We start from the raw sequence: 26585 nt of genomic DNA, 5'->3' as shown, positions 1-26585 counted from the left end.
TCGATCCGTCATCTCTGACGGAGACCTGAGATAACAGTTTGGACACATCTGACGCTTCGACGTCAGTGAACTTGTCAGACAACATACAATTAACCTACCTCGGCGTCCGAAGGATGCCAGTGTGACACTCAACGGAGAGGATAAGCCATGCGCTTCCACAACAAGAGGTGGGCCGGAGCAGCAGCTGCAGCCGCCACCCTTGCCCTTGTTCTCACCGCCTGCGGAGGTGGCTCACAGCCCGCAGGGCAGTCAGGTTCCGCCGGTGGCGGTCAGTCCGGCTCGGGAGCCACCGGAGGCACCCTGACGGCCGCAGTCGCCTACGAGACGAAGAACTACAGCCCGACCAACGCGGGCTCCGCCCTTGCCAACGGCACCAACCTCCACGTCATGGAGGGCCTGTACAACCTCGACATGGTCACCTTCCAGCCCTACAAGGCGCTGGCAGCCGACGACGAGCCCACCAAGGTCTCCGACACGGTCTACGAGATCGCCCTGCGAAAGGACGCCAAGTTCTCCGACGGCACGCCGGTCACCGCCAAGGACGTCGTCGAGTCCTTCAAGCGCAACACTGAAGAAGGTGCCCTCTACGCGCCGATGCTCTCCTTCATCGAGAAGGTGGAGGCCAAGGACGACACCACCGTCACCATCACCCTGAAGTTCAAGACCAACGTGTTCAAGGCCCGCCTGTCCCTGGTGCGCGTCCTGCCCGCCTCGATGACCGAGGACCAGGCCAAGGCCAAGCCGATCGGCTCGGGCCCGTGGATGTACGAGTCCATCGACGAGCAGATGATCCACTTCGTGCCGAACCCGCACTACAACGGTGACCACCCGGCAAAGGCCGAGAAGATGGAGTACTCCATCATCAAGGACGACACCGCGCGCACCACCGCCATGCAGGAGGGCACCGTCCAGGTCATGGAGAACGTGCCCGCCGACGTCGTCCCGCAGCTCGAGGCCGCCGGCGCGACCGTCGAGAAGGTCCAGGGCTTCAACCTGCCCTTCCTCATGTTCAACACCGCGCAGAAGCCCTTCGACAACGCCAAGGTCCGTCAGGCCTTCCTCTACGCGATCGACACCGAGAAGCTGATCGCCAACGCCATGGGCGGCAACGCGGCACCGGCCACCTCCTTCCTGCCCGAGACCCACCCGAACTACCACAAGGCCAAGAACGTCTTCACCCATGACCCGGCCAAGGCCAAGGCCCTGTTGGCGGAGGCGGGTGTGGCCAACCTGAAGCTCACCCTGGCCACCACCGACCACCCGTGGATCGCTGCTCTGGCCCCGCAGATCCAGAACGACCTCAAGGCCGTGGGCATCGAAGCCGAGATCAAGTCGCTGGCCTCCTCCGCCCTGTACGACGACATCGATGGTGACAAGCGCACCCTCAACGACGTCTTCCTGGCTCCCGGTGACCCCTCGACCTTCGGTCAGGACCCCGACCTGCTCATGAGCTGGTGGTACGGAGACAACAAGTGGACGAATGCTCGCAACCACTGGAAGGAGACCGCTCCTGAGGCCTACGCCAAGCTGCACGCAGCCATGGATGCCGCCCTGCAGGCCGACGGCGACGCCCAGCAGGCCAAGTGGAACGAGGCCTTCGACATCATCTCCGACGAGGTCCCGCTCTACCCGCTCTTCCACCGTCAAGTGCTCACCGGCTACATGGCCGACCAGCTCGACGGCTTCAAGCCGATCTCCACGACCGGCCTGAGCTTCATCGACGTCAACACCAAGTGACGTCCGCACCGGGGGCGGGACTCGTTCCCGCCCCCGGTCCACGTCCGGATCCATTGGAGTCTTCGCCGTGAACAATCTCCTGCGTCTCATCGGCCGGCGCCTGGTCGCACTACCGATCATGGTGTTCGGCGTGACATTCCTCGTCTTCTTCCTCATGTCGTTCTCCAAGGTCGACCCGGCCCAGAATGCTCTGGGCGAGGGCGCGACCCCGGAGGCACTGGCCCAGTACCGCGCCGAATACGGTCTGGACCGCCACTGGTTCGTGCGATTCCTCGACTTCCTGGCCGGACTCTTGCGTGGGGACCTGGGCACCTACGGAGCCAACCGCGCCTCCGTGGCCGAAAAGGTCGGTGGGGCCTTCCCCATCACCATGCAGCTGACCTTCATGGGTCTTGCCATCGCCGTCGTCCTGGCCGTCATCCTCGGCATCGTCGCCGCCCTCTACCGTGATCGCTGGCCCGACCAGGTGATCCGCGTGTTCTCCATCGCCTGCATCGCCACCCCGTCCTTCTGGCTCGCAGTCCTGTTGATCCTCCTGTTCTCCGCGAACCTGCACCTGCTGCCCGCCTCGGGCAAACTCGTGCCGTTCTCCGTCGACCCGCAGGCGTGGGCGCTGCGCATGGCAATGCCGGCCTTCGCCCTGGGGGTCCCGGTGGCAGGGTCCCTCACCCGAGTCATCCGTACCGCCATGGTCGAAGAACTCGACAAGGACTACGTGCGAACCGCCCTCGGCGCGGGCGTCCCCAAGGCCGTGGTCGTCTCACGCAACGTCCTGCGCAACGCCCTCATCACCCCGGTGACCGTCCTCGGTCTGCGAATCGGATACCTCATGGGTGGCGCAGTCGTCATCGAAGTCATCTTCAACCTGCCGGGCATGGGCATGGCCATCCTCCAAGGGGTCCAGAACAACGAGCCGACCCTCGTCCAAGGTGTCACCGTGGTCGTGGCACTCGCATTCGTCGTCGTGAACATCGTCGTCGACATGCTGTACATCCTCATCAACCCTCGAATCAGGACGGTGTGACACATGCGTCCCAATCTCACGAAGAAACTCGAGGCGAACGCCGGCAAGGTCCACTTCAAGGTCGGACGCCTCTCGGTGGGTTCGACCATCTCCCTTGTCGTGATCGTCCTGATTGCGCTGATGGCCATCCTTGCGCCGCTCATCGCACCGCACGACCCGCTGGCCATCGACATCGCGCGCCAGGCGCCCACAGGCGACCACCTCTTCGGCACGGACGAGAAGGGCCGCGACGTCCTGTCACGCATGATCCACGGTGCCCGCTACTCGCTGATCATCGGTCTGTCGGCCACGGCCTTCGCCCTCGTGTGCGGCGCCGTCATCGGCTCGATCGCGGCTGTGTCGCGCAAGTGGGTCTCCGAGATCGTCATGCGCATCATGGACATCATCATGTCCTTCCCGGGCATTGCCCTGGCCGCGGTCTTCGTCTCCGTGTTCGGCAACTCCCTCGTCGTCATCATCCTGGCGATCGGCTTCCTCTACATCCCTCAGCTCACGCGCGTGGTTCGGGCGAACATCATGAGTGAGTACGGCGAGGACTACGTCAACGCGGTCGTCGTCTCGGGCGCCTCGGCCCCGTGGATCCTCGTCAAGCATGTGGCACGCAACTGCATTGCGCCGATCCTCGTCTTCGCCACCGTCCTCGTGGCTGATGCGATCGTGTTCGAAGCCTCCCTGTCCTTCATCCAGGCCGGCATCCAGGAACCGACCCCCACGTGGGGCAACATCCTGTCCGACGCCCGCGCAGGTGTTCTGGCCGGACGCTGGTGGCAGGCCCTCTTCCCGGGCCTTGCCATCATGATCACCGTCCTTTGCCTGAACATCCTGTCCGAGGGCATCACCGATGCGATGGTCGCCGCCCCCAAGGGTGCGGCACCCTCGCCGGACCAGACCTCGGGCGACCGCGAAGCCGACCGGCTTCTGCTGGACCCGGTGGCCGCCCACGCCGCCCAGGCGGAGAGCCTGGAAGAGGCCCTGGCCCGCATGCGCGAGGTCGAGGCCGCCCGCACGGACCGCCTGGTCTTCGACTCCTCCGAGCCGGCACTGCTCGAAGTCAAGGACCTGTGCATCCGCTTCCCACGTCACGGTGACGTCGACGTGATCGACCACGTGTCCTTCTCCGTCCGCCCGGGCGAGACGATGGGCCTGGTCGGCGAGTCCGGATCGGGCAAGTCGATCACCTCTTTGGCGATCATCGGACTGCTGGACCCGAAGGCGCAGATCACCGGAGAGGTGTTCTACCAGGGCAAGGACCTGCTGACGATGCCGACGAAGGAACGTCTGGCCCTGCGCGGCAACGAGATCGCCATGATCTACCAGGACGCGCTGTCGAGCCTCAACCCGTCGATGCTCATCCGCTCGCAGATGGCGCAGTTGACCAAGCGCGGTGGAAAGCGCAGCGCCGAGGAACTTCTCGAACTGGTGGGACTGGACCCCAAACGCACGCTGGAGTCCTACCCGCACGAGCTCTCGGGCGGACAACGCCAGCGGGTCCTCATCGCCATGGCCCTGACCCGCGACCCGAAGCTCGTCATCGCCGACGAACCGACCACCGCACTGGACGTCACCGTCCAGAAGCAGGTCATCGAACTGCTCAATGAACTGCGTGAGAAGCTCGGCTTCGCCATGATCTTCGTCAGCCACGACCTCGCCCTCGTCGCCGAGGTGGCCCATTCGGTCACCGTCATGTACGCCGGACAAGTCGTCGAGCAGGCTCCGATGCGGGAATTGCTCACCGATCCCCGTCACGAGTACACCCGTGGCCTGCTGGGGTCCGTTCTGTCGATCGAGGGCGGGGCGGAGCGCCTTCACCAAGTGCCCGGTACCGTGCCCAGCCCGCGCGACTTCCCCAAGGGCGACCGCTTCGCGCCGCGTTCCTCGCACCCCGACTACGGGGAGGACATCCGACCGACCATGGTCGAGGTCTCACCCGGACACCGTTACGCCAGCCTGCCGGACCTTGAGGCACACATGGCCGGCGCCGCCGAAGGAGCAGACCGATGACGACCGACACCGTCAGGCAGATGGCGAAGGGCTCGACGCCGATCATCGAGCTGCGCGACGTGGATGTCACTTTCCGCACCCGAACCGGCTCGATCTTCAAGCCGAACCAGGTGCGCGCCGTCCAGAACGTCAACCTGGCCCTCATGCCGGGAGAGACGATCGGCCTGGTCGGCGAATCCGGTTCCGGCAAGTCGACCACTGCGAATGTCATGTGCGGCCTGCAGTCCCCGACGAAGGGCCAGGTGTTCTTCAACGGCCAGGAGGTGACCCGCCGCACAGCCGCCAACCGGCGCGAGATCGGCCGAGTCGTCTCCGTCGTCTTCCAGGACCCGGCGACCGCCCTGAACGCGCGCATGGTGGTGCGTGACCAGCTCATGGACCCGCTTCAGGTGCACGGCATCGGTGAGCCGAAGAGCCGGGCGAAGCGTGTGCGCGACCTCATCCAGATGGTCGGGTTGCCGACCTCCGTGCTGGACGCCCTCCCCGGGCAGCTTTCGGGAGGTCAGCGCCAGCGAGTGGCGATCGCCCGTGCCCTGTCGTTGAACCCGTTGGCGATCATTGCGGACGAGCCGACCTCCGCACTGGATGTGTCGGTGCGCGCCCAGATCCTCAACCTGCTCACCGACCTGAAGAAGGAACTGGACCTGGCGATGGTCTTCATCAGCCACGACATCCAGACCGTCAGGTACGTCTCCGACACGATCGTCGTCATGAACAAGGGGAAGGTCGTCGAACACGGCTCGGCGGCGCAGGTGCTGGCCGACCCGAGTGACGACTACACCCGAACCCTCCTGGGCGCAGCACCCTCGCTGCTGCACCCGAGCAAGTGAAGAACTGAGGAACACTTCCCATGTCCATCGAAATCACTGGCGTTGTCCCTCCCGTCGTCACCGCACTGCACGAGGACGGCTCCTTCGACGAGGCCTCATTCGCCCGCAACGTCGAACGCCAACTGGTGGCAGGCGTGCACGGCTTGTTCGTCCTGGGCTCCTCCGGTGAGGTCGTCTTCTGCGACGACGCTCGCCGCCGAGAGATCCTCGAAACCACCGTGCGCGTCGTCGCCGGGCGCGTTCCGGTGCTGGCCGGTGTCATCGACATGCAGACCACCCGTGTGATCGAGCACGTCCGCGTGGCAGAGGAGGTGGGCTGCGACGCCGTCGTGGCCACCGCTCCCTTCTACGCCCTCGGTGGTGCGGCCAATGTCGAGAGGCACTTCCGTCTGGTCGCGGCGGCGACGACCTTGCCGGTGTTCGCCTACGACATCCCCGTGTGCGTCCACACGAAACTCGAGGCCGACATGCTGGTGCGCCTCGGGCGTGAGGGTGTGCTGGCCGGCGTCAAGGACTCCTCGGGTGACGATGTGGCTTTCCGCCGTCTGCTGCTGGCCAATCGTGCCGCGGGGGAGCCTCTGGCGCTGCTCACGGGCCACGAGATGGTGGTCGACGGCGCCTACTTGGGAGGAGCCCACGGCTCCGTCCCGGGCTTGGCCAATGTCGACCCGGCAGGCTACGTGCGCATGTGGGACGCCTACCAGGCGGGCGACTGGGCCGCAGTGCGCCGGGAGCAGGACCGTCTGACCGAACTGTGCGACATCTTCTTCGTCACGAAGGGCCTTGCCGGCTTCTCGGCAGGCGTCGGTGCCTTCAAGGCGGCCCTGAAACTCATGGGGGTCTTCGAGAGCAACCGCATGCCCGATCCTGCGATCACCATGGAGGGCGAGAACCTTGAGGCCATTGCCCAGGTCCTGCGCCGCCACGGTCTGCTGGACTGAGGGCGAAGGACCTGGGATCTGACGGGACGAAGGAGACCCACGTGCTCACCACACCATTCGTCGTCGGTGCCTACGCCGCCGAGACGGATCCACGCGACACCTGGTACCGGGCACTTGCGGACCTGGAGTGGGTGCGCGGCATCGAGATCCCCTGGCCGGGGGACCTTGACGAGCGCGCCCACCTTCTCGGAGCTTGGGTCCCGAAGCACTGGGACTCCTGCGTCATCACCGCGATCCCCGGAACCATGGTCCGTATGGGCCCGGACCCGGAGCGCGGCCTGGCTTCGCCCTCGGCACAAGGACGAGGGCGGGCCCTGGCCGACATGCGGGAACTCCGCGAGGGACTTTCCCGTCTGAACGAGGCCGTGGGGGGCCCTGTGGCCCGCTGGATCCATGTCCACTCCGCCCCGCGCGAGATCGCCTCGGCGGCCGCCTTCGAGGACTCCCTCGGTGAGATCCTCAGCTGGGACTGGTCGGGCGCCACCCCCGTCGTCGAGCACTGTGACCGTTGGGTCCCGGGACAGGCACCTCAGAAGGGGTTCCTCAGTGTCGAGGACGAAGTCGCCGTTGCCGCGACGGTGGGTACCGGCGTCAGCCTCAACTGGGGCCGCAGCGCCTTGGAGGAGCGACGCGCGGGTGTGGTCCCCGAGCACGTGCGCACCGTCGTCGAGGGCGGTGCCCTGCGCGGCCTCATGTTCTCCGGTGCCGGCCCCGGGGACTGCGCACTGGGCGCCGCGTGGGAAGACCTGCACCTGCCCATGCACGAGGACGAGCCCGCATCCGCCATGGACGCCGCCGCCGTGGGGGAGAGCATCCGCGCTCTGAGTGGTGCGAAGCCCGAGTACGTGGGGGCCAAGATCCAGGCCGTGCCCGGATGGGACGTCGAGGACCGTGTCGCTGCGGTGACGCGGATCCGCCGGGCCGTCCTGGCAGGGGCCAGTGAGGAGATGCAGTGACCACGCACTACGTCCTCGCCCTGGACATCGGCGGGACCAAGATCGCCGCCGGCCACGTGCCTGTCTCCGGCGAGCCGCGCGTCGTGGGAGGAACTTCGGTGCCCACCGACGCCATGCGGGGAGGCGCAGCCGTCCTTGCGAGCATCGTCGACCTCGTCACGGGGATGCTTGAACGGGCGCCGGGCAGAGTCATGGCCATCGGCATCGGATCGGCCGGAGTGGCCGACCCCGCCACCGGGTGGATCACCTCCGCCACAGGAACCATGCCCGGCTGGGGAGGCACCCCCCTTGGGCCGACATTGCAGGAAGCCACGGGCCTGCCTGTGCACCTCCTCGGTGACGTGTGGGCCCACGCCCTCGGGGAACATCTCCTCGGCGCCGGGCGGGGGCACTCGTCCTGCTTGGCCGTGGGGATCGGCACCGGCATCGGTGGGGCCATGGTCGAGGGCGGCCGCGTCCACACCGGCGCCCACAATGTGGCCGGGCACGTCGGACACCTGCCGCACGTCCTGGCCGAAGGTCGGAAATGCTCCTGCGGGCGCATCGGACACGTGGAGCCCATCGCCTCCGGCACGGGCATCGCCCGGGAGTACCTCCGCCTGACCGCCGAAGAGGTTGACGGGCGCACGGTCGACGAGCGCGCGGAAGCGGGGGACAGCGCCGCCGTGAGGGTGGTCGAAGCCGCAGGACGGGCGCTGGGTGAGACCATCGGCGCCTTGGCGAATGTCCTGGACCCGGCGATCATCGTCCTGTCCGGCTCGGTCACCCGTTCCGGACGGACCTGGTGGCAGGCGGTGCGCGGCGGATACGCCGCCCAGGCAATGAACCCTGTGGCCGCAACCCCCATCGTCGTGGGCGAACTCGGCGGTCACGCCCCACTGCTCGGTGCGGCGCTCGGTACCGGCATCGTCACCGTGCCGGGCGAACACGTCTCGACGACCTGAACGGACCACGCCCGACGCCGGGCATGTGGCGCCCCGCCTCGAGGGGCGGGGCGCACTTGGACCACGACACACACTCATACGGGAGGTAAGGACACCCATGCATCCCCTCGTCGAAGGACTCAAGGGAAAACTCATCGTCTCCTGCCAGGCCTATCCGGGCGAGCCCATGCGCCACCCGGAGACCATGGCGCAGATGGCGAAGGCCGCCGAACTGGGAGGCGCAGCAGCCATCCGCTGCCAAGGACTTGCAGACATTTCCGCCATCAAGGGCCAGGTGAAGGTGCCCGTCATTGGCCTGTGGAAGGAAGGCGACGAGGGCGTCTACATCACCCCGACCCTGCGTCACGCACGCTCGTGCGTGTGGGCGGGTGCGGATGTCGTCGCGATCGACGCCACGCGCCGCCCTCGTCCCGACGGACTCACCTTTGCCCAAGTCGTCGCCGCCTTGCACGGGGAAGGCACGCTGGTCATGGCCGACTGCGGGTCGATCGAGGACATGCGCATGGCCGCCGACGCGGGAGCGGACATCCTGTCGACGACGCTTGCCGGATACACCGGTGAGCGCGCGAAGACCGACGGACCCGACCTGGAATTCCTGCGTGAAGCCGTGGCCGAGTTCCCGGAGCACCCTGTGATCTGCGAAGGCCGTGTGCACACGCCCGCGCAGGCCGCTGCCGTCATCGAAGCGGGTGCCTGGGCCGTGGTGGTCGGCACCGCCATCACCCATCCGCTGACGATCACCGGATGGTTCCGAAGCGCCGTGGAACCGGGAGCTCCGGCTCCTGCGGGCGCTCACTGACCGCGGTGCGCGGCCCTCGCTCCGGGCTGGGGACACGCCCTCGTGACTGCCGACGAGGTGCGCGCATCGGTCCCGGGATGCGGCCCGGTGCCGGGGCTCCCCGGCCCCTCGCTAGACTTGCCGTGGTCCGCCCACAGGTGCGGCACCGTCGAGACGAGACCCACATGAGAAGGACACCCCTGTGACCGACATCCTGGACGAACTCCAGTGGCGCGGCCTCCTGGCCCAACACACCGACATCGATGCCTTGCGTGAGCACCTGTCGAATGGTCCGGTCACCTTCTATTGCGGCTTCGACCCGACAGCCCCCTCCCTGCACCACGGACACTTGGTCCAGGTGCTCGTCATGCGCCACTTGCAGCTGGCCGGTCACAGGCCCTTGGCGCTGGTGGGCGGCGCCACGGGCCAGATCGGTGACCCGCGTCAGTCAGGCGAACGTCAACTGCAGCCCACCGAGGTCGTGGCGGGGTGGACCGAGCGCCTGCGCGAACAGATCTCGCACTTCCTGTCCTTCGAGGGCGACAATGCCGCCGTCATGGTGAACAACCTGGACTGGACCAGCCAGATGAGCGCCATCGACTTGCTGCGCGGAGTCGGCAAACACTTCCGCATCGGCACCATGTTGGCCAAGGACATCGTCGCGCGGCGCCTGGCGTCGGACGAGGGGATCTCGTACACGGAGTTCTCCTACCAGGTGCTGCAGGCCAATGACTACCTGGAGCTCTTCCGCCGTCACGGCTGCACGCTGGAAACCGGCGGCAACGACCAGTGGGGCAACATGATCGGCGGCGTGGACCTGATCCGCAAGGTCGAGGGCGCCTCCACCCATGTGATGACCACGCCGATCATCACCAAGGCCGATGGCACGAAGTTCGGCAAGTCCGAAGGCGGGGCGATCTGGCTGGATCCCGATATGTTCAGCCCCTACGCCTTCTACCAGTTCTGGCTGCAGGTGGCGGACGAGGACGTCGTACGTTTCCTCAAGATCTTCACCTTCCTTTCTCGTGAGCAGATCGGACAGCTTGAGGTCGAGGTCGCCGAGCGACCCTTTGCGCGCGCCGCCCAGAAGGCTCTGGCGGCCGAGATGACTCGCATGGTCCACGGACCCGATCAGCTCTCACGGGTTTTGGCCGCGACCCAGGCCCTGTGGGGCTCCGGTGACTTGCGCGCGCTGGACGAGGCCACGCTGACCGCGGCGGTCGCTGATCTTCCCCGCGCCACGGTGAGGCTGGGGGAGGGAACCGTGGTCGACGCCTTGGTCGATGCGGGGATCGAGAAGGGACGCGGGGCCGCCCGTCGCACGGTGGCGTCCGGCGGGGCCTACCTGAACAATGTCAAGGTGACCGACGAGGATGCTCCGATCGGGGCGGCCGATGCTCTGGCCGGCTCACTGGCACTGGTGCGAAAGGGACGCCGCACCTTGTTCGTCGTCGAGCTCGTCTGAGAGGCGGCGGCTGTCGAGCTGACCTGGTTCCGTGAACGCGGGGCCAGGTCACGTCGAATGCAGGGAACGTCAAGGCTTGATCCTGCTGGTGATCGGGCACGATGCACGGACAAGGCATATGTGACCCGCATCGCTCGACTCGGCTTGACAGTCCTGGCCGAGGCGTCCTAGAGTTATATCCCGTCGCCGAGAGCGGAACTCCGCTCCGGGACGCATCGCCCGGCTCTGAAACCTCTGGTGCAGGGGCCCGTGTGGTTGTTGTTTGTGAACTCGATAGCGTGTTTGTTTGTTTATGCCTGTTTTTTGTTTTGAGTTGTTTTTTGGTTGGGATTCCTGTTGGCTGGCTTTCTTGTTTTGGGGGGGTTGGTTGGTGGGGTTTTCCGAGTGTTTTTGTTCGGAGAGTTTGATCCTGGCTCAGGACGAACGCTGGCGGCGTGCTTAACACATGCAAGTCGAACGGGCTGCTCTGAGCTTGCTTGGGGTGGTTAGTGGCGAACGGGTGAGTAACACGTGAGTAACCTGCCCTCTTCTTTGGGATAACGGTCGGAAACGGCTGCTAATACCGGGTATTCACTTTGCCTCGCATGGGGTGGGGTGGAAAGGGTTTTTTCTGGTGGGGGATGGGCTCGCGGCCTATCAGCTTGTTGGTGGGGTGATGGCTTACCAAGGCTTTGACGGGTAACCGGCCTGAGAGGGTGACCGGTCACATTGGGACTGAGATACGGCCCAGACTCCTACGGGAGGCAGCAGTGGGGAATTTTGCACAATGGGCGCAAGCCTGATGCAGCGACGCCGCGTGAGGGATGGAGGCCTTCGGGTTGTGAACCTCTTTCGCCCATGGTCAAGGCTAGTTTTTGTTCTAGTTGAGGGTAGTGGGTAAAGAAGCGCCGGCTAACTACGTGCCAGCAGCCGCGGTAATACGTAGGGCGCGAGCGTTGTCCGGAATTATTGGGCGTAAAGGGCTTGTAGGCGGCTTGTCGCGTCTGCCGTGAAATCCTCTGGCTTAACTGGGGGCGTGCGGTGGGTACGGGCTGGCTTGAGTGCGGTAGGGGAGACTGGAATTCCTGGTGTAGCGGTGGAATGCGCAGATATCAGGAGGAACACCGGTGGCGAAGGCGGGTCTCTGGGCCGTTACTGACGCTGAGGAGCGAAAGCGTGGGGAGCGAACAGGATTAGATACCCTGGTAGTCCATGCTGTAAACGTTGGGCACTAGGTGTGGGGGCCACCCGTGGTTTCTGCGCCGTAGCTAACGCTTTAAGTGCCCCGCCTGGGGAGTACGGCCGCAAGGCTAAAACTCAAAGGAATTGACGGGGGCCCGCACAAGCGGCGGAGCATGCGGATTAATTCGATGCAACGCGAAGAACCTTACCAAGGCTTGACATGCACCGCGACACTGCAGAGATGTGGTGGCCTTCGGGGTGGTGTGCAGGTGGTGCATGGTTGTCGTCAGCTCGTGTCGTGAGATGTTGGGTTAAGTCCCGCAACGAGCGCAACCCTTGCCCTATGTTGCCAGCACGTTGTGGTGGGGACTCGTGGGGGACTGCCGGGGTTAACTCGGAGGAAGGTGGGGATGACGTCAAATCATCATGCCCCTTATGTCTTGGGCTTCACGCATGCTACAATGGCTGGTACAGAGGGTTGCGATACTGTGAGGTGGAGCGAATCCCTTAAAGCCGGTCTCAGTTCGGATTGGGGTCTGCAACTCGACCCCATGAAGGTGGAGTCGCTAGTAATCGCAGATCAGCAACGCTGCGGTGAATACGTTCTCGGGCCTTGTACACACCGCCCGTCACGTCACGAAAGTTGGTAACACCCGAAGCTCATGGCCCAACCGTTTGGGGGGAGTGGTCGAAGGTGGGATTGGCGATTGGGACGAAGTCGTAACAAGGTAGCCGTACCGGAAGGTGCGGCTGGATCACCTCCTTTCTAGGGAGCCCGTGTTGGGGGCTGTCCTGCGCGCGTTTGTGTGTGGGATGGTTTCTTGTGCTCATGCTTGGTCGCTGCCTGTGTGGTGGTGGGTGTGGGTGCGTTTGGGTTGCAGGTATGGGTGGGCGGACACGCTGTCGGGTTCACGTTCAACACCTGTTGGGCGTGTGTGCTCGTGCTTGTGGGGCTGCTGTTGGTGGTCGTGTGGGCGTGTGGTGGGTTGTTTGTGTTTTGTATAGTGGTTGTGAGCATCTTTTTGTTCTGTGGTTTTGTTTAGTTTTTGTGGGCATTCGGTGGATGCCTTGGCACCAAGAGCTGATGAAGGACGTTGCGGCCTGCGATATGCCTCGGGGAGTTGGCGAGCGAGCGTTGATCCGAGGGTGTCCGAATGGGGGAACCCAGCCGGGGTTGTGCCTGGTTACCATCATCTGAAGTTCATAGGGTGGTGGGGGGAACGCGGGGAAGTGAAACATCTCAGTACCCGTAGGAGAAGATATTCCGTGAGTAGTGGCGAGCGAAAGCGGAGGATGGCTAAACCGTGTGCGTGTGATAGTCGGCGGGCGTTGCGTGTGCGGTGTTGTGGGGCTCAGCTGTTCCGTCTTCTGCCGGGGGCGGGCATTGCGCGTGTCGTGGAGGTGAACACTCTGGGATGGGTGACCGTAGTGCGTGACAGTCGTGTAGCTGGACGTGGCGCGTGTGGTGTGGGTTGGGTGCCCGAGTAGTGCGGGACTCGTGAAATCTCGTGTGAATCTGCCAGGACCACCTGGTAAGCCTGAATACTACTTGGTGACCGATAGTGCATAGTACCGTGAGGGAATGGTGAAAAGTACCCCGGGAGGGGAGTGAAATAGTGCCTGAAACCGGGTGCCTGTAAGCCGTCAGAGCCTTGTGGGGTGATGGCGTGCCTTTTGAAGAATGAGCCTGCGAGTCAGTGGCACGTGGCGTGCTTAACCCGTGTGGGGTATGCGTAGCGAAAGCGAGTCTGAAATATGGCGTGTGTCGCGTGTTCTGGACCCGAAGCGGGGTGATCTACCCATGGCCAGGTTGAAGCGATGGTAAGACGTCGTGGAGGACCGAACCCACCAGGGTTGAAAACTTGGGGGATGAGCTGTGGGTAGGGGTGAAAGGCCAATCAAACTCCGTGATAGCTGGTTCTCCCCGAAATGCATTTAGGTGCAGCGTCGTGTGTTGCCTTCCGGAGGTAGAGCTACTGGATGGCCGATGGGCCCTCGCGGGTTACTGACGTCAGCCAAACTCCGAATGCCGGTGAGGTCGAGCATGGCAGTGAGACGGCGGGGGATAAGCTTCGTCGTCGAGAGGGAAACAGCCCAGATCATCAGCTAAGGCCCCTAAGCGTGCGCTAAGTGGGAAAGGATGTGGAATCGCGTTGACAACCAGGAGGTTGGCTTAGAAGCAGCCATCCTTGAAAGAGTGCGTAATAGCTCACTGGTCAAGTGGTTCTGCGCCGACAATGTAGCGGGGCTCAAGCGTACCGCCGAAGCTGTGGCACCCACACGTGGCGCCTGGGCAGCGTAGTTGCCTGTGGTGGTGTGGGTGGGTAGGGGAGCGTCCTGCGTGCGGTGAAGCCTGCTGGTGACGGTGGGTGGAGCGTGTGGGAGTGAGAATGCAGGCATGAGTAGCGATTCTGGGGTGGGAATCCCCAGCGCCGATTGACCAAGGGTTCCAGGGCCAGGTTCATCCGCCCTGGGTTAGTCGGGTCCTAAGGCGAGGCCGACAGGCGTAGTCGATGGATGACCAGTTGATATTCTGGTACCGGACACCAACCGACAAGTGTTGAAGCCATTGTGCTAACCACCTGCTCCGCTGTGCTCTTGGTGTCCTTCGGGACGCGGGGTGTGGTGGGGTCGTGGGATCCTGGTGGTGTGTAGGCAAGCGTGTTAACAGGGGTGACGCAGGAAGGTAGCTGCCGCGCGGTGATGGTTTACCGTGTCCAAGGGTGTGGCCCGTCTGCCAGGCAAATCCGGCAGGCTTGTGGGTGAGGCCTGATGGGGGACCCCGCTTGGGGGTACTGGTGGTGATCCTATGCTGTCTAGAAAAGCCTCGACGTGAGGGTGGTGTCCGCCCGTACCCCAAACCGACTCAGGTGGTCAGGTAGAGTATACCGAGGCGTTCGAGTGAATCACGGTCAAGGAACTCGGCAAAATTCCTCCGTAACTTCGGGAGAAGGAGGACCCCCAACCGTCCATCACCAGCGCGTGGGCCGGCGGTGGGGGGTCGCAGAGAATTGGGAGAAGCGACTGTTTATCAAAAACACAGGTGCGTGCGAAGTCGTAAGACGATGTATACGCACTGACGCCTGCCCGGTGCTGGAAGGTCAAGAGGAAGACTCAACACGTTTCGGCGTGTGAAGGTCTGAATTCAAGCCCCAGTAAACGGCGGTGGTAACTATAACCATCCTAAGGTAGCGAAATTCCTTGTCGGGTAAGTTCCGACCTGCACGAATGGCGTAACGACTTCTCCGCTGTCTCGACCGTGAACTCGGCGAAATTGCAGTACGAGTAAAGATGCTCGTTTCGCGCAGAAGGACGGAAAGACCCCGGGACCTTTACTACAGCTTGGTATTGGTGTCCGCTTGTGCTTGTGTAGGATAGGTGGGAGACTGTGAAGCTCCGGCGCCAGCCGGGGTGGAGTCGTCGTTGAAATACCATTCTGGTTCAAGCGGTCATCTAACCTCGGCCCGTGATCCGGGTTGGGGACAGTGCCTGGTGGGTAGTTTAACTGGGGCGGTTGCCTCCTAAAGAGTAACGGAGGCGCTCAAAGGTTCCCTCAGCCTGGTTGGTAATCAGGTGGCGAGTGCAAGTGCACAAGGGAGCTTGACTGTGAGACCGACGGGTCGAGCAGGTGCGAAAGCAGGAACTAGTGATCCGGCCATGGCACGTGGGTGCGTGGTCGCTCAACGGATAAAAGGTACCCCGGGGATAACAGGCTGATCTTGCCCAAGAGTCCATATCGACGGCATGGTTTGGCACCTCGATGTCGGCTCGTCGCATCCTGGGGCTGGAGTTGGTCCCAAGGGTTGGGCTGTTCGCCCATTAAAGCGGTACGCGAGCTGGGTTCAGAACGTCGTGAGACAGTTCGGTCCCTATCCTCTGTGCGCGTAGGAAACTTGTGGAGATCTGTCCCCAGTACGAGAGGACCGGGATGGACGAACCTCTGGTGTGCCAGTTGTACCGCCAGGTGCACGGCTGGTTGGCTACGTTCGGAAGGGATAACCGCTGAAAGCATCTAAGCGGGAAGCCTGCTCCAAGATGAGGTTTCCAACAGGAACCCTGTTCCTGTGAAGGCCCCCCACAGACTATGGGGTTGATAGGCCAGAGGTGGAAGCACCGCAAGGTGCTCGCGAGCCGACTGGTACTAATTGGCCAACACTAAACAACACCCCCACCCCGGTGGGGGGACACGGGACAACACCGCTCACAACCACTGTACAAACCACGACCAACCCACACCCCCCAACACCAGGGGGCGTGGAACACGGTTGACACCATTGCGGCGGTCATGGCGTGGGGGAAACGCCCGGCACCCATTCCGAACCCGGAAGCTAAGCCCCACAGCGCCGATGGTACTGCACCCGACAGGATGTGGGAGAGTAGGACACCACCGCAACACAACCACCCAACATGGGGGCCCAGAGCACACGCTCCGGGCCCCCACAACCACACCCACACAACAACACCACGGCGGGTACAGACGAACAAACACCCAGCCGCCAGGAACATGCCGAACGCCACAAGGGACGCTTGCGTGGCTCAAGTCCGAGTCGACGCGCGGTAGGATCTGAACGAAGATCGCCGGGACATCGATCCCGAGGCCCCAGGACAACGGGGCTCAGTATGACAAGCGCAGGTGCGCAGGAATAGAGGATGACACCATGAGCAAGGACCAGCACGGACGCTCCGCAGACGGGCGTTCGCACGAGGGGCGTGGTGGATTCCAGCGCCGACAGTGGCGAGATGCGACTGATCGCTCGTGGCCCGACTCCGGACCGGGGGATCGCGGAGAGCGTCGCTTCGACCGGGATGACCGTGGACGGCGTCGCGACTTCCAGGATCGTGGAGAGCGTCAGGAGCGCCGTTTCGACCGGGACGATCGTGGGCCCAGGCGTGACTTCCATGACCGTGGCGAGGGCGGAGCGCGTCGTTTCGAGCGGGATGATCGTGGACGGCGTCGGGACTTCCAGGATCGTGGAGAGCGTCAGGAGCGCCGTTTCGATCGGGACGATCGTGGCCCCCGTCGTTTCGAGCGGGATGATCGTGGGCCGCGTCGGGACTTCCAGGATCGTGGGGACCGTGGCCCCCGTCGTTTTGATCGGGACGATCGTGGCCCCCGTCGTTTCGAGCGTGATGACCGCGGCCCCAGGCGCGACTTCCAGGATCGTGGAGAGCGTCAGGAGCGCCGTTTCGATCGGGACGATCGTGGCCCCCGTCGTTTCGAGCGGGATGATCGTGGGCCGCGTCGGGACTTCCAGGATCGTGGGGACCGTGGCCCGCGTCGTTTTGATCGTGATGATCGTGGGCCTCACCGTTTCGAGCGGGATGATCGTGGGCCGCGTCGGGACTTCCAGGATCGTGGGGACCGTGGCCCGCGTCGTTTTGATCGCGATGACCGCGGGCCCCGTCGTTTCGAGCGGGATGACCGCAGCCCCAGGCGCGACCACCAGGACCGGGGCCAAGGTGGACCCCATCGTTTCGACCGCGACTCGCGTGGACCAAAACGGGAGGAGCGTGGGCCCCGTTCGGGGCAGACCACCGAGAAGCCGTGGACCAGTACCGAGGCCTACGACTCGCCGAATGCCGACGAGCCGATGATCCCTGCCGGCGTCTCGGCCGACGAGCTCGATGCCGACGCTCTGCGCACTCTTGACAGCCTCTCAGGTCCGAACCGTGACATCGTGGCACGCCACTTGGTCATGGCCGGCCAGCTCATCGACCTCGACGCCGAGCTGGCCCACCGCCACGCGACCGCAGCGGCCGCGCGAGCCGGCCGGATCGACTCCGTCCGCGAAGCAGCGGCCCTGACCGCCTACGCCTCCGGCCGATACGAGGAAGCGCTGCGTGAGGTGCGCGCCGTGCGCCGCATGCGAGGCGACGACTCCCTGCGCGCCGTCGAGGCCGACATCGAACGAGCCCTCGGCCGCCCCGAGAAGGCCGTGGAAATCATCGACGCAACTGAGACCCGAGGCATGGAGCTTTCCGAACAGGTGGAGCTCGTCCTCGTCTCCTCCGGCGCACGCGCTGACCTTGGACTCAGCGAAGTGGGCCTCGTCCTCGTCGACGACGCCTTGGCCGCGCTGCCCGAGGACGTCGACACCGAACTCATCCGTCGCCTCATGTCGGTCAAAGCAGACCGACTGCGCGAACTCGGTCGAGACGCAGAGGCGGACGAGGTCGAAGCCGACATGCCGGAAGAAGAAGAGATCACCGAGATCGTCGATGTCGCTCTCTTCGCGGACGCTGACGTCGACCGCAAGGGATCTGACCTCAAGGGCTGCGAGGACACCACCCTGGCCGCCACCTACGACTGCGCACTCATCGACCTGGACGGTACCGCCTACGCCGGATCCGAGCCGATCGACCACGCCGCCGAAGGAGTCGTCGCCGCGCGCGAAGCCGGAATGAAGACCGCCTTCGTCACCAACAACGCCTCACGCACGGCTACTGACGTTGCCGCACACCTGGCGGAACTGGGACACCCGGCCGAACCCGGAATGGTCATGACATCGTCCATGGACGTCCTGGCTCTCATGGCCGAGCACCTGGAGGAGGGTGCGAAGGTCCTGGTCATCGGCTCCGACGGACTCTCCACGCCCGTGAAGGAGGCAGGCTACGTCCTGGTGGACTCCGCCGACGACGAACCGGCTGCCGTCGTGCAGGGGCTGGACAAGACATTGACCTGGGAGCGTCTGAACGAGGCAGCCTTCGCCATCGAACGCGGTGCCACATTCTTCGCGACGAACCTTGATGCCTCCCTGCCTGTCGAACGTGGACAGGCGCTCGGCAACGGCGCCTTGGTGCGTGCGCTCCAGCACGCCACAGGGGTGCGCCCCATTGCCGCCGGGAAGCCGGAGCCGGGAATCTACCTGCGCGGCGCCGCACTGGTCCACGGCACGAACCCGCTGGCGGTGGGCGATCGCCTCGAAACCGACATCAAGGGAGCCGTGGCCGCCGGAATCCCGGCTCTGCACGTGCTGACCGGCGTCCACGGAGCCCGGGACATCATCCTCGCCCCGCGCGGACAGCGGCCCACCTACCTGGCCCTGGACATGCGCGGCCTCGTCCAGGAGCATCCTCGGCCCAAACACCACAAGGACGGCACATGGACCTGCGGGCTCTCCCAAGTCGCCCGCGTGCTGCGTGACGGGACACTGACCCTGGATGACGTGGACCTCTTCGACGTGGCCGGGCAAGAGGGTGTGACCGTCACCCTCGACTCCTATCGGGCCTTGGCAGCCGCCTCCTGGGAGGCAGGCGGCGAAGGCGTCGACGTGCGCTGCCCCCAGGTGCGCGTCGTCGACAACGACGATCCTGCGGGGATCGTCGAAGCTCCCGAACCCGTCGAAGAGCCCTCGCAGGACGAGACGGCGCAGAGCCCTGTCGAGGAGCTGTTCGCCGAGGCCGATGCACTGCCCGATGCCGGCGACGAGGTCGTGACCTTCCTGCCCGGAGAAGAAGATCTTGAGGAGCTCCTGCGGTCGACCGAGGATCTGGCCGAAGACGACGCATCGGCACCCTCGGACGAGGCAGCCGAGGATCAGGACTCCGACGGACACGACGGCGCCGGTGAGTCCTCGAAGGCCACCAAGTGAGCGCACCTGTGCCCGGCGCCTCGACGTCCAACGGGGTCGTGGCTCCGCCGGACGTCGAGGCCGCGCTCATGGGAATCGAGGACCTGGACGTCGAAGCTCAGCTGCGCATTCTCGCCCACTTGGAGGAGAACCTCCGGGCGTGTTTGGTCACGCCGGAGAACTGACGTGAGACTCCGACGAATCGACTCCGAACTGGTCAGGCGCGGCCTTGCACGATCGCGCACCCACGCGCAGGAGCTCGTCTCCTCCGGGCGGGTGCTCCTCGACGGTGAACAGGTGCTCAAACCCGCACGCCAGATGGACCCCGCCCAAGCCATCGTCCTGCGCGAGGCAGACCAGGTCGACTACGTTTCTCGTGGCGCCCACAAGCTTGCCGGAGCCCTGGACGCCTTGGGCGAATCCGCCCCCGAGGTGTGTGGGCGTCGCTGCCTGGACGCGGGCGCGTCAACCGGAGGTTTCACCGATGTGCTCCTGCGAAGGGGCGCCGCCCATGTCGTTGCTGCGGATGTCGGCTACGGCCAGTTGGCGTGGCGGCTGCAGAGCGACCCGAGGGTCGAAGTGCGTGACCGGACCAATGTGCGCACCCTGCGCGCGGGGGACATCGAACCTCCACCCGAATTGGTCGTCGGAGATCTCTCGTTCATCTCCTTGACATTGGTCCTGCCGGCCCTGGTCGCAGTGGCCGCGCCGCAGGCCGACTTCCTCCTCATGGTCAAACCCCAGTTCGAGATCGGCAAGGAGCGGCTGGGCCACGGGGGAGTGGTCCGCGACCCGGCACAGCACGTGGAGACCGTTGAGGTCGTCGCGCGGCGCGCCATGGACCTGGGACTGGCGATCGCCGCCGTGGAAGCTTCGCCGCTTCCCGGTCCCGCCGGCAATGTCGAATACTTCCTCCACATGCGGGCGGACCATCCGCGCGCCATCATCGACACCGACCTGCACAGCCGCATCCTCGACGCCGTCGAGCGCGGTCCCGCCGGAGAAGGGATGTGAGTGCGCATGACACGAACGGTCATGCTTGTTCGACACGAGAAGCGTCCTGACACCCACGAGCCGGCACTCATCGCTCGACGCGAACTCGAAGCGTGTGGCGTGAGAGTCGTCGACCAGACACACGACTCCACCATCGACGTCGTCCTCGCCCTGGGTGGTGACGGGACGATGCTTGCCGCCGTGGCACTTGCGAGACGCTCGGCCGCTCCCGTCCTCGGCGTGAATCTCGGTCACATGGGATTCCTGGCCGAAGACCCGGACAACGGCATCCCCGACATTGCGCGTCGGATCGCCAAGGGCGAGTTCACCGTCGACGAACGCATGACCCTGGACGTGGACATCCACCTTCCCGACGGCTCGGTGGTCCACGACTGGGCCCTCAACGAAGCAGTGCTCATCCACACTGATGTGGCCCACCCCGTCCACATGCTGCTGGGCATCGACGGACAGGCGGTGTCGACCTATGGCGCCGACGGAATGATCCTGGCGACTCCGACAGGTTCGACCGCGTACTCCTTCAGTGCCGGGGGACCCGTGGTCTGGCCGGACACGGAAGCCGTGCTCATCGCCCCCCTGGCAGCGCATGGCCTGTTCACCCGCCCCCTCGTGGTCGGACCCTCCTCCCGCATCGAGGTCGAGGTCCTGGAGGACACGTGGGTGGCGCCCGAAGTGTGGTGCGACGGCCTTCGGGCGACCAGGACGCCCGCCGGTTCGCGAGTCGTCGCGACCGTCGGGACCCACCCGGCGCACCTGGTCCGACTGGACGAGACCCCCTTCTCCACTCGACTGGTGCACAAGTTCCACCTTCCGGTGCGTGGATGGCGGGCCGGGGACGCGAGGCGCCCGTCATGATTCACTCCATCGACATATCCGGACTCGGAGTCATCGAATCCGCATCCTTGGAATTCGGCCCGGGCCTGACTGTCCTGACCGGTGAGACCGGCGCCGGCAAGACTATGGTGCTCACCTCACTCAAATTGCTGCTCGGAGGACGAGCCGACCCCGGATGGGTGCGTCGCGGGGCAAGCCGCGCCAGTGTCGACGGAGTGGTGGATGCGACCGCGGACCTGGCGGCGCGTGTGGAGGACCTCGGCGGTGTGGTCGAGGACGGTGAAGTGGTCGTCTCGCGCACAGTCCAAGGACAAGGACGCTCCCGGGCGCATGTGGGCGGCAGGGCCGTACCGGCCTCGGTCCTGGGAGACCTCATTGGCTCACTGGTGACGATCCACGGACAGTCCGACCAATTGCGCTTGGCCTCCACGCAGGTCCAACGCGAGACGCTGGACGCATTCGGAGGAGCAGCCCACTCGGAACTGCGCGCCGACTACGCGGCCGCATGGTCCGACGCCGTGGCGTCGAAGAGGCGACTCGACGCCCTCGAACAGGACGCCGACGCACGCCAGGAACGGGTGCGACACCTGCGGGAAGTCACCGACGCGATCGCCGCCCTCGACCCGAAGGAGGGGGAGGAGGAAGACCTGCGCGATGAGGCCGAGCGTCTGACCAACATCCAGGACCTGCGTGCCGCCACGGCCGAAGGACTCGCGCAACTGACCGGAGACGAGGACGACGACGGTGCTCTGGACCTCGCCAGGCGCGCCCTCGAAGGTCTGCGTGGAGCCACTCGATTCGACCGTTCCCTGGAAGAGGTGGTCTCCGCCCTCAACTCCGCCGTCCTCGACCTCGACTCCGCCGCCGAGGACATGCGGCACCACCTGGAAGGTCTGGACGCGGATCCCGAACGCTTGGGCCACGTTCAGGAGCGCCGCGCCCAACTGCGCAAGCTCATGGACGGGCGGGCCGGCGACGTGGCCGAGCTTCTCGCGTGGAACCGGGAGGCGCTGGCAGAACTTGCCGACCTCACCGCAGCCGAATCGGATCCCGCGGCCCTTCGCGAGCGCCTCGCCGAGGACCAACGACGTGTCCTGGCCATCGGAGCGGAACTGTCCAAGGCTCGGGCGGCCCTCGCACGCGAGATCTGCCAGCGGATCGATGCCGAATTGGCGGGACTGTCGATGCCGGACGCCCGTTTCACCGTCGAACTGGAGCCCACCAAACCCACGCCCCACGGGCTGGAAGAGGTCCGGATGCTCCTGCAACCCCACCCGAACGCACCCGCCAGGCCACTTGGACAGGGGGCGTCGGGAGGCGAACTCTCCCGGGTGATGCTCGCCATCGAAGTGGTGCTCGGCTCGGACGGACAGGCTCGCACCTACGTCTTCGACGAGGTGGACGCCGGCATCGGCGGCCGAGTGGCCACAGAGGTGGCAGCGCGCCTGGCACGGCTTGCCCAAGGACGACAGGTTCTCGTCGTCACGCACCTGGCGCAGGTCGCCGCATTCGCCGACACACACCTCGTCGTCGACAAGGCGGACGGCACCACGACAGTGCGTTCCGTCGAGGGCAACCATCGGGTCGCCGAACTCGCGCGAATGATGGGTGGGGATCCCGACTCCCCGGCGGCGCGCCGTCACGCTGCCGAGTTGCTGGCAGGGGCCGTGCCACAATCGGCAGGGTGAATGCCAACGAGACGAAGCCCGATGCGGGCGGGGACGGGGTCCTGCGCGGCAAGGTGAGGGTCGACGAGAAGACCCGCCGGGTCGCCACTCGACTCGAACCTGGAGAGATCGCCGTCATCGACCAGCCGGACCTGGACCGGGCCGCCGCTGAAGCGCTCGTCGAGGCGCGCCCGGTTGCCGTCCTCAATGCGGCGGTGTCCTCGACCGGGCGGCATCCGGTCCTCGGGCCGGTCATCCTGCACGAGGCCGGAATCCTGCTGGTGGACGACCTGGGAGCAGACCTCATGGGTCTGCGTGAAGGCGACGAGGTCGAGATCCGAGGCGACGAGGTCTGGTCGGGCGGGGTTCTGATCGCCAGCAGGGGAGACGGCGCTGCAGATCCCGAACACAGCCCAGAGGTGGTCTCCAGCCGGATGATCCGCACCCAGGTGGCCTCTTTCGCGGCCTCCATCGACGACTACCTGTCCCAGGACGGGCACACCGTCTTCGAGGGACGGGGTGTTCCCACGATGTCCGTGAGTGTGAAGGACCGAGTCGTCCTTCTCGTCGTCGACTCGCCCTCGGCCCGCGCCCAACTCACGGATCTCAAACCGTGGATCCGGGACTCCGATCCCGTCGTGGTCGCCGTTGAAGGTGGGGCCACCCATGCGCGGCGGGCGGGTCTGAAGCCGACGGTCGTCGTGGGTGACATGGACCTGGTGCCGGAGAAGATCCTTCGCTGCGGTGCCCAGCTGATCGTGCGCTCCGGCAGGGACGGTGTCGCCCCTGGTCTGGAGCGTCTGGAACGCATGGGGCTGGCACATGACGTCATCGAGGTCTCCGGCAGCGCCGAGGACGCCGCGACCCTGGTCGCCGCGCACTCGCGCCCCACGGCAATCGTCACCGTGGGGGAGAGCCATTCCTTGCAGGACTACTTGGACCGAGGGCGGGGAGCGATGGCCCCTTCCTTCTTCACTCGTTTGAGCGCCCAGGACCTGCTGGTGCCGGCCACGGCCGTCATCGCCACGTACAGGCCGCGGGTGCGGGTCGGCGCTTTCGTTGTCCTTGCCCTGGCGGCCCTGGTGGCCACGGGCGCTGCCCTGTGGTCCACCCCGTGGGGCCACGATCTGCTGTCCCCGGCAACTTCTGCCCTCGCCGACCTCCTCCGGGCCTGGTGGCCCGGCACTCCGACCACCTGAGGGAGCAACTCGTCATGGTGAATTTCCGCTACCACCTGGTTTCGCTGATCGCCGTCTTCACGGCCCTGGCGATCGGAGTCGTCCTGGGAGCCGGCCCACTGCAGAGCCGCATTGCCGACGCCGCCCGCCCCGAAGCGGCCGGACCGGTCATCGACAGTGCGGAGCTCGAGCGCGCCAAGACCACGGCCTCGACGGAGGCTTCCGCTGTTGACGCGGTGGGCGCCCAAGTACTGCCCGGTGTCCTCAAGGACGTGCCCGTCGCCCTGGTCTCGCTGCCGGGAACCTCCGCACAGGACGTGGCGAAGGTCCGGGAGAATCTCACGACCGCCGGAGCCAATGTCGTGGGTGCCGTAACCTTGACCGACAACTGGGACACGGAGGCCAAGGCCCGCTTCCGCCAGACGCTGGCCACCTCCCTGGAATCCCACCTGAGCAGGAACGTCGGCGCGGATGTCACACCTGATGGAGTCATCGGACACGCGATCGTCGAGATCCTGACCACCACCGGCGCCGAAAGGGATGTCGTCAAGGAGATCCTCACTGACAAGGACTCGCCCCTGATCTCCTTGGACGAGGACCCCCAGGGCAAGGCCACGGCCATCGTCGTCGTCGGCCCGCGCACCTCCGGGGTGACCGGAGCCGTGGCACAGGCCCAATCCGGCGACCAGGTACGATCCGTCGCCGCATGGACCGGTACGGCCGCCGCGGTGGCTCTTGCCCCCAAGGGAGGAGTGGTTCTGGGCGATGGCAGCACGGATGCTTCGATGATCGCCCAGATCCGTACCCTTGGCGCGGCCGTGACCACGGTGGATTCGGTGGGCACCTCCGCGGGGGCGCTGGGGGCCGTCCTCGCACTTCCCACAGCGGGGCCTGCGGCACGTGCATTCGGCACCGGGGTGGGCGCGAGCGAGGCCATGCCCAAGATCAAGTGAGTCTCATGACCTTTCCGCCAACCGTCCTTGGCGCGCACGCGGGGGTGCGGCCCGCCGGCTCCTCGACACGCGAATGGAGACAGTGATGATCGCCGACATGCGAGCGGGCCGCGAGCCCAATTCCAGCACGACACTGTGGACGGGCCGCGTCATGAGCCTGATCGAGGACCAAGTGGCGGTCACGGACGGGGCCGCGCCCGTCACCCGCCAGTACACGGGACACACGGGTGCCGTCGCCGTCGTGGCACTGCGTGGGGACGCCGGAGCCGAGGAGATCCTCGTGGAGCTCCAGTACCGTCACCCCGTCCGCGCCCGCCTGTGGGAGATCCCCGCTGGCCTGCTGGACGTGGAGGGGGAGGATCCTCTTGTCGCAGCCCGGCGTGAGCTCGCCGAGGAGACCGACCTCCAGGCGGCCCGATGGGACCTGCTCGTCGATGTCTTCACCTCTCCCGGAGGCTCGGCGGAGTCGATGCGGATCTTCCTGGCCAGGGAGCTCTCACCCACCGGCCTCGTCCACGAACGCGAGGACGAAGAGGCGGATCTGCAGTGGAAGTGGGTGAGCCTGGACGAGGCCGTGGCCGCATGTCTGGACGGACGGGTGCACAACGGGCCGACGGTTGCTGGAGTCCTGGCCGCGCACGCCGCACGCTGCGGCGGATGGTCGACCCTGCGTGCGGTGGACGCCACGTGGATGCGGTGACCGGCCACCTGCAGTGAGGCTCAGGCGCAGCTGTGTGTCCCGCCACCTGTCGGATTTTCGCAACAAGTCAAGGGCAAAAACGTCGTACACTGTTCTCGACCAGTTGGAAGGGCGACCAGGGGAGAGGCGATGGCGGCAGAGCACACCGATGCGTGCACTCGCGAACAGGTCCTCGACCTCATTGTCGAGAAGGCGCCGGTGACTGCGTCGACCATCGCCAAGGTCCTCGGACTGACCACTGCAGCGGTGCGCCGACACATCACGATCCTCCTCGACTCCGGCGAGATCCGCGAGAAGGAACCCGCCCAACTGGGAAAGCGCGGTCGCGGGCGTCCTGCCCGCCACTACGTGGCCACCCCCCGTGCTCATGAGAAGCTGCACGAGGGTTACTCGGAGCTGGCCGTCAAGGCCCTCGGCTACCTCGGACAGGTGGGTGGGGGAGACGCCATCGACTCCTTCGCGGCCGCCCGCTCGCGCGAGATAGAAAGACGCTACGCGCCCGTGGTCCGTGAGGCGGGAACCGACCCGAAACTTCGTGCGCAGGCCTTGGCGGACGCTCTGACCCAGGACGGGTACGCAGCCACTGTGCGTGACATCGGTGGCGGCGGATTCGCGATCCAGCTGTGCCAGGGCCACTGCCCGATCCAACAGGTCGCCGGCGACTTCCCGCAGCTGTGCGACGCTGAGACCCAAGCATTCGCGCGCCTGCTGGACGTCCACGTCCAGCGCCTGGCCACCTTGGCGGGAGGCGAACACGTGTGCACCACGCACATTCCGGTGGCACCCCCCGTCGTGCGCCCCTCGACGAGGCCCAAGGCGCGCCACTGACCCCGT

Annotated in this window: 19 protein-coding genes and 3 rRNA genes; all 22 read left to right on the top strand. The window is 65.5% G+C overall.

All coding sequences use genetic code 11. The features are described 5' to 3' along the window. The first annotated feature begins 147 nt into the window (after positions 1-147). The 22 genes from I6B53_RS06300 to I6B53_RS06195 all read left to right on the top strand — a co-directional run bounded on the left by I6B53_RS06300 (position 148) and on the right by I6B53_RS06195 (position 26579). On the top strand, positions 148-1737 hold the full coding sequence (locus tag I6B53_RS06300; protein WP_216763406.1) for an ABC transporter substrate-binding protein: 1590 nt from the start codon (positions 148-150) through the stop codon (positions 1735-1737). 67 nt (positions 1738-1804) lie between these two features. Continuing rightward, positions 1805-2761 (top strand): ABC transporter permease, encoded by a 957-nt coding sequence (locus tag I6B53_RS06295; RefSeq protein WP_253953793.1) that lies wholly within the window; start codon positions 1805-1807, stop codon positions 2759-2761. A gap of 3 nt (positions 2762-2764) precedes the next feature. Beyond that, entirely contained in the window at positions 2765-4762 is a 1998-nt protein-coding gene (locus I6B53_RS06290; RefSeq protein ID WP_216763405.1) for a dipeptide/oligopeptide/nickel ABC transporter permease/ATP-binding protein, read from the top strand. Further along, positions 4759-5592: an ABC transporter ATP-binding protein gene (locus tag I6B53_RS06285; RefSeq protein WP_216763403.1), complete on the top strand. Its 834-nt coding sequence runs from the start codon at positions 4759-4761 to the stop codon at positions 5590-5592. Before I6B53_RS06290 ends, I6B53_RS06285 begins: the two co-directional genes overlap by 4 nt. Positions 5593-5612: 20 nt before the next feature. Then, positions 5613-6533 (top strand): dihydrodipicolinate synthase family protein, encoded by a 921-nt coding sequence (locus I6B53_RS06280; RefSeq protein WP_216763401.1) that lies wholly within the window; start codon positions 5613-5615, stop codon positions 6531-6533. Positions 6534-6574: 41 nt separating this feature from the next. Beyond that, complete coding sequence (locus I6B53_RS06275) at positions 6575-7489, top strand: DUF4862 family protein (protein WP_216763400.1); 915 nt, start codon at positions 6575-6577, stop codon at positions 7487-7489. Beyond that, a complete protein-coding gene (locus tag I6B53_RS06270; RefSeq protein ID WP_216763398.1) occupies positions 7486-8433 on the top strand; it encodes an ROK family protein in 948 nt (315 codons plus the stop codon). The genes I6B53_RS06275 and I6B53_RS06270 overlap by 4 nt, the downstream gene beginning before the upstream one ends. Positions 8434-8530: 97 nt before the next feature. Further along, complete coding sequence (locus tag I6B53_RS06265) at positions 8531-9232, top strand: N-acetylmannosamine-6-phosphate 2-epimerase (protein WP_216763397.1); 702 nt, start codon at positions 8531-8533, stop codon at positions 9230-9232. Between the two features lie 181 nt (positions 9233-9413). Continuing rightward, positions 9414-10676, top strand: coding sequence for a tyrosine--tRNA ligase (gene tyrS / locus I6B53_RS06260; protein ID WP_216763395.1), 1263 nt, complete (start codon positions 9414-9416; stop codon positions 10674-10676). A 391-nt stretch (positions 10677-11067) separates the two neighbouring features. Next, positions 11068-12603 (top strand): 16S ribosomal RNA (locus I6B53_RS06255). Between the two features lie 270 nt (positions 12604-12873). After that, positions 12874-16001: ribosomal RNA gene (locus I6B53_RS06250) — 23S ribosomal RNA — on the top strand. Between the two features lie 111 nt (positions 16002-16112). After that, positions 16113-16230, top strand: a 5S ribosomal RNA gene (gene rrf / locus I6B53_RS06245). The 16S, 23S and 5S rRNA genes sit together here, the layout of an rRNA operon. 347 nt (positions 16231-16577) lie before the next feature. After that, positions 16578-17432, top strand: a complete 855-nt coding sequence (locus I6B53_RS06240; protein WP_216763394.1) for a hypothetical protein — start codon at positions 16578-16580, stop codon at positions 17430-17432. After that, positions 17429-19429: an HAD-IIA family hydrolase gene (locus I6B53_RS06235; protein ID WP_253953792.1), complete on the top strand. Its 2001-nt coding sequence runs from the start codon at positions 17429-17431 to the stop codon at positions 19427-19429. The genes I6B53_RS06240 and I6B53_RS06235 overlap by 4 nt, the downstream gene beginning before the upstream one ends. Further along, positions 19426-19593 (top strand): hypothetical protein, encoded by a 168-nt coding sequence (locus I6B53_RS06230; RefSeq protein ID WP_216763392.1) that lies wholly within the window; start codon positions 19426-19428, stop codon positions 19591-19593. Before I6B53_RS06235 ends, I6B53_RS06230 begins: the two co-directional genes overlap by 4 nt. A 1-nt stretch (position 19594) precedes the next feature. After that, positions 19595-20422 carry a TlyA family RNA methyltransferase gene (locus tag I6B53_RS06225; protein ID WP_216763391.1) on the top strand — a complete coding sequence of 276 codons (828 nt, stop codon included), beginning with the start codon at positions 19595-19597 and terminating at the stop codon, positions 20420-20422. Between the two features lie 6 nt (positions 20423-20428). After that, positions 20429-21274: an NAD kinase gene (locus I6B53_RS06220; protein WP_216763389.1), complete on the top strand. Its 846-nt coding sequence runs from the start codon at positions 20429-20431 to the stop codon at positions 21272-21274. Then, entirely contained in the window at positions 21271-22941 is a 1671-nt protein-coding gene (gene recN / locus I6B53_RS06215) for a DNA repair protein RecN (RefSeq protein ID WP_216763388.1), read from the top strand. Before I6B53_RS06220 ends, recN begins: the two co-directional genes overlap by 4 nt. After that, a complete protein-coding gene (steA, locus tag I6B53_RS06210; protein ID WP_216763387.1) occupies positions 22938-24119 on the top strand; it encodes a putative cytokinetic ring protein SteA in 1182 nt (393 codons plus the stop codon). Before recN ends, steA begins: the two co-directional genes overlap by 4 nt. A gap of 14 nt (positions 24120-24133) precedes the next feature. Beyond that, complete coding sequence (locus tag I6B53_RS06205; RefSeq protein WP_216763386.1) at positions 24134-25051, top strand: copper transporter; 918 nt, start codon at positions 24134-24136, stop codon at positions 25049-25051. An 85-nt stretch (positions 25052-25136) separates the two neighbouring features. Then, positions 25137-25751 carry an NUDIX hydrolase gene (locus tag I6B53_RS06200; protein WP_253953791.1) on the top strand — a complete coding sequence of 205 codons (615 nt, stop codon included), beginning with the start codon at positions 25137-25139 and terminating at the stop codon, positions 25749-25751. A gap of 129 nt (positions 25752-25880) precedes the next feature. Beyond that, positions 25881-26579, top strand: coding sequence for a metalloregulator ArsR/SmtB family transcription factor (locus I6B53_RS06195; RefSeq protein ID WP_216763384.1), 699 nt, complete (start codon positions 25881-25883; stop codon positions 26577-26579). Positions 26580-26585 lie beyond the last annotated feature (6 nt).

It is taken from the genome of Schaalia sp. 19OD2882, from assembly GCF_018986735.1.
Lineage (GTDB): Bacteria > Actinomycetota > Actinomycetes > Actinomycetales > Actinomycetaceae > Pauljensenia.
This window is presented reverse-complemented; position numbering and strand designations above follow the sequence as displayed.